Here is a 4,217-nt window from a genome sequence, read left to right on the forward strand (position 1 = left end):
CTCCTACGACGAGGCCCTGGAACTGGTGAACTCGAGCCAGTTCGGCAACGGCACCGCCATCTTCACCAACGACGGCGGCGCCGCCCGRCGGTTCCAGAACGAGGTCGAGGTCGGCATGGTCGGCATCAACGTCCCCATCCCCGTCCCCATGGCGTACTACTCCTTCGGGGGCTGGAAGAACTCCCTSTTCGGCGACACCCACGCCCACGGCACCGAAGGCGTSCACTTCTTCACCCGCGGCAAGGTCGTCACCACCCGCTGGCTCGACCCCAGCCACGGCGGCATCAACCTCGGCTTCCCCCAGAACCACTGAGCCGGAAAGGACCTACGGTCATGACGACGACAGTCTCCCAGGAACTTTTGCCTACCGGTCAGTCCCTCGACGCGGCCCGTGTCGAAGGGGAGCGCGCGTATGCCCTCGACCGGGCGCACGTGTTCCACTCGTGGTCCGCGCAGGAGCAGATCACCCCGATGACGATCCTCGCGTCCGAGGGTTCGTATGTGTGGGACGGTGCCGGGAACCGCATGCTCGACTTCTCGTCCCAGCTCGTCAACATGAACATCGGGCACCAGCACCCCAAAGTCGTTGCCGCCATCCAGGACCAGGCCGCGAAGCTGTGCACCATCGCACCGCAGTACGTGAACGACGCCCGCTCCGAGGCCGCCCGGCTGATCGCCGAGCGGACCCCGGGTGACCTGAACAAGGTGTTCTTCACCAACGGCGGCGCCGACGCCAACGAGCACGCTGTGCGGATGGCTCGGTTGCACACCGGCCGTTACAAGGTGCTGTCGCGGTACCGCTCGTACCACGGGGGCACGGACACCGCGATCAACCTCACCGGCGACCCGCGCCGGTGGCCCAACGACTACGGCAACAGCGGAGTCGTCCACTTCCACGGACCGTTCCGGTACCGGTCGCAGTTCCACTCGGAGAACGAGCAGCAGGAAACCGAGCGCGCGCTCGAGCACCTCGACCAGCTGATCCGCCTCGAGGGGCCGAACTCGATCGCAGCGATCGTGCTCGAATCGGTTCCCGGGACCGCGGGAATCATGGTGCCCCCGCCCGGTTACATGGCAGGTGTGCGCGAGATCTGCGACCGCTACGGCATCGTGTTCATCGCCGACGAGGTGATGTCCGGGTTCGGCCGGACCGGAAAGTGGTTCGCGATCGACCATTTCGGTGTCGTCCCCGACCTGATCACGTTCGCGAAGGGGGTCAACTCCGGCTACGTCCCGCTCGGTGGTGTCGCGATCAGCGAGAAGATCGCGGCGACGTTCGCCAACCGGCCGTACCCCGGCGGACTCACCTACTCGGGGCACCCGCTCGCCACCGCAGCCGCCGTCGCGACGATCAACGCGATGGAGGACGAGCGGATCGTCGAGAACGCGGCCCGGATCGGCAGCGAGATCCTCGGTCCCGGACTGCGTGGCCTCGCAGGCCGGCACCCGTCGATCGGTGAAGTCCGCGGACTCGGCGTGTTCTGGGCGATCGAACTCGTCGCCGACCGTGCCACGAAGGAACCGCTCGCTCCGTACGGGGCCTCCAGTCCGGCGATGAACGAGGTGATTGCGGCGTGCAAGGCCGGAGGATTGCTGCCGTTCGCCAACTTCAATCGCGTTCACGCTGTGCCGCCGTGCACCGTCACCGAGGCCGAGGCCCGCGAAGGACTCGCGATCCTCGACACGGTTCTCGACATCGCGGACGCACACCGCAACTCCTGACACCCGTCTGCCACACATCCGTGTCCTGACACTCGATCCGTCCCGCGGTCAATGGCGCCCGCGGGACGGATCTTTCTCGTTTCCACGACAACACACGGCGCCCGGATCTCAACGGAGAGAATCTATGAGCTCGACCACGTCCACGCTCGCACTGTCCCTGCCGGAAGGCTATGTCGAAGAACGGGATCGGCCGCCAGTTCCCGACGTCGCCATCCTCGACCGCTTGACCACCGACGCATTCGACCTGCACGTCCACACCGTCGGACCGAACGAGAACCGGCAACTGCGGGTCACGCTCTACAGCGGAGGCTCGACCGTGTCGCTCGAACGGGTGCTGCGGCTTCTCGGGAGCCTCGACCTCGAGGTCGAGGGTCAGCGGACGTCGGTGTTCCGCCGCGCCGACGGACTGGTGTGCCGGCTCTACGACTTCCGGGTGTCCGCGGGACCGCTCGTCACGTCCGCGGTGGCGTCGGGATCCGTCGAACCCGAGGCCGTCCTGGAGACGTTTCGCGCGATGTGGTCGGGTTGCGCGGAGGCGGATCGGTTCAACGTGCTGGTGCTCGCTGCCGGCCTGGACTGGCGGGAGGTCGTGCTCCTGCGCGCGTACGCACGCTTCCTGCGACAGAGTGCTCTGCCCTACGACCAGGGCCGGATCGAGGCGGTCCTGCTGTCGCGTCCCGAGTTCGCGTCCGCACTCGTCGCGCTGTTCCACGCGCATTTCGATCCATCCCGTCCCGGTGGCGGCACGTCTCGCGACGACGAGGTCGAACAGTGTGCGCGCCGGGTCGAATCGCTGCTCGCAGAGGTGGAAGGCCTCGACGCCGACCGTATCCTGCGCGCCTACTCGGGCCTCGTCGCGGCGACGACCCGCACCAACTTCTATCGGGACGGAGCGCTCGGCCCCGCTCGTCCTCAGTTGTCGCTGAAGTTCCGCTCCGGCGAGATCGACGAACTTCCGCGGCCGAGGCCGTTCTACGAGGTCTTCGTGTATTCACCGGACATGGAGGGCGTGCACCTGCGATACGGACCCGTCGCGCGCGGCGGGCTCCGCTGGTCCGACCGCCTCGACGACTACCGCACCGAGATCCTCGGACTCGTCAAGGCGCAGGCAGTGAAGAACGCCGTCATCGTGCCCGCAGGCGCCAAGGGCGGATTCGTCGTGCGCAACCCGTCGTCCACCGGCCAGGACTGCTACCGCCAGTTCATCTCCGGGCTGCTCGACGTCACCGACAACCATTTGGGCACAGCCGAATCGGTACATCCTGACCGGGTCGTCTGCCGGGACGGCGACGACCCCTACCTCGTGGTGGCGGCGGACAAGGGCACTGCCACGTTCTCCGACGCCGCCAACGACGTGGCCCGGACGTACGACTTCTGGCTCGGTGACGCCTTCGCGTCCGGCGGTTCGGTCGGCTACGACCACAAGAAGATGGGCATCACCGCGAAGGGTGCGTGGGTGAGCGTCACCCGGCATCTGGCCGAACTCGGAATCGATGTCGACCGTGACAGTTTCACGGTGACGGGGATCGGCGACATGAGCGGCGACGTCTTCGGGAACGCCATGCTGGCGAGTGCCGGCATCGGGCTGGTCGCCGCGTTCGACCACCGCCACATCTTCGTCGACCCCACTCCCCGCCGGGAGCAGGCCTGGCAGGAACGCCGCCGGCTGTTCGAGCTGCCGCGATCGTCGTGGGCCGACTACGACCGGACCCTCATCAGTGAAGGCGGCGGCGTCTGGTCGCGTGAGAGCAAATCGATTCCGGTGAGCAGCCAGATACGGACGGCGCTCGGTCTCGCTCCATCGGTGACGACGCTGACGCCGCCGGAGATGATCCGCGCCATCCTCGCCGCCCCGGTGGATCTCCTGTTCAACGGCGGCGTCGGGACGTACGTCAAGGCCTCGTCGGAGTCGCACACGGACGCGGGCGACAAAGCGAACGACACCGTCCGGATCGATGCACGCCGGCTGCGTGCACGCGCTGTCGCCGAGGGCGGCAACCTGGGCATGACGCCGCTCGCCCGCATCGAGTTCGCCCGGACGGGTGGGCTCGTCAACACGGATGCACTGGACAACTCGGCCGGAGTGGACTGCTCCGACCACGAGGTGAACATCAAGATCCTGCTCGACTCGCTGCCCGTCGACCGGCGGCTGGACCCGGTGCGGCGCTCGGACCTGCTCGGGGCGCTCACCGACGACGTGTCCGAACTCGTGCTCGCCAACAACCGTGCGCAGAACCGGGTACTCGGCGACGCCCGGTCGAGCGCCCACCGGATGGTGGACGTGCACGCGAGGATGGTGAACGACCTGGTCGACAAGCGCGGTCTGGACTGCGACCTGGAGGCGCTTCCGAACCCCGAGGGTTTCGCCGAACTGTCGGAGGCAGGCCTCGGGCTGAGCTCGCCGGAACTGGCGACCCTCCTCGCCCACGCCAAGCTGGATTTGAAAGCGGAACTCGAGGATACGGACGTCTTCTCCGACGGGTACTTCTCTGAGC

Annotated in this window: 3 protein-coding genes; all 3 read left to right on the top strand. The window is 67.3% G+C overall.

Features of this window, described 5'->3' with window-relative positions:
• Positions 1–313 (top strand): aldehyde dehydrogenase family protein (locus AC1D1G_RS42430; RefSeq protein ID WP_477956622.1); only part of this gene is annotated, 313 nt, incomplete at its 5' end.
• Positions 314–333: 20 nt separating this feature from the next.
• Complete coding sequence (locus AC1D1G_RS42435; RefSeq protein ID WP_477956623.1) at positions 334–1,722, top strand: aminotransferase class III-fold pyridoxal phosphate-dependent enzyme; 1,389 nt, start codon at positions 334–336, stop codon at positions 1,720–1,722.
• A gap of 124 nt (positions 1,723–1,846) precedes the next feature.
• Positions 1,847–4,217 (top strand): NAD-glutamate dehydrogenase domain-containing protein (locus AC1D1G_RS42440; RefSeq protein WP_477956624.1); only part of this gene is annotated, 2,371 nt, incomplete at its 3' end.

It is taken from the genome of Rhodococcus sp. P3_B8 (assembly GCF_056402775.1).

Bases quoted from the DNA above. Each gene is read 5' to 3' on its own strand.
- AC1D1G_RS42435 (WP_477956623.1), top strand. From the start codon at position 334: ATGACGACGACAGTCTCCCAGGAACTTTTGCCTACCGGTCAGTCCCTC.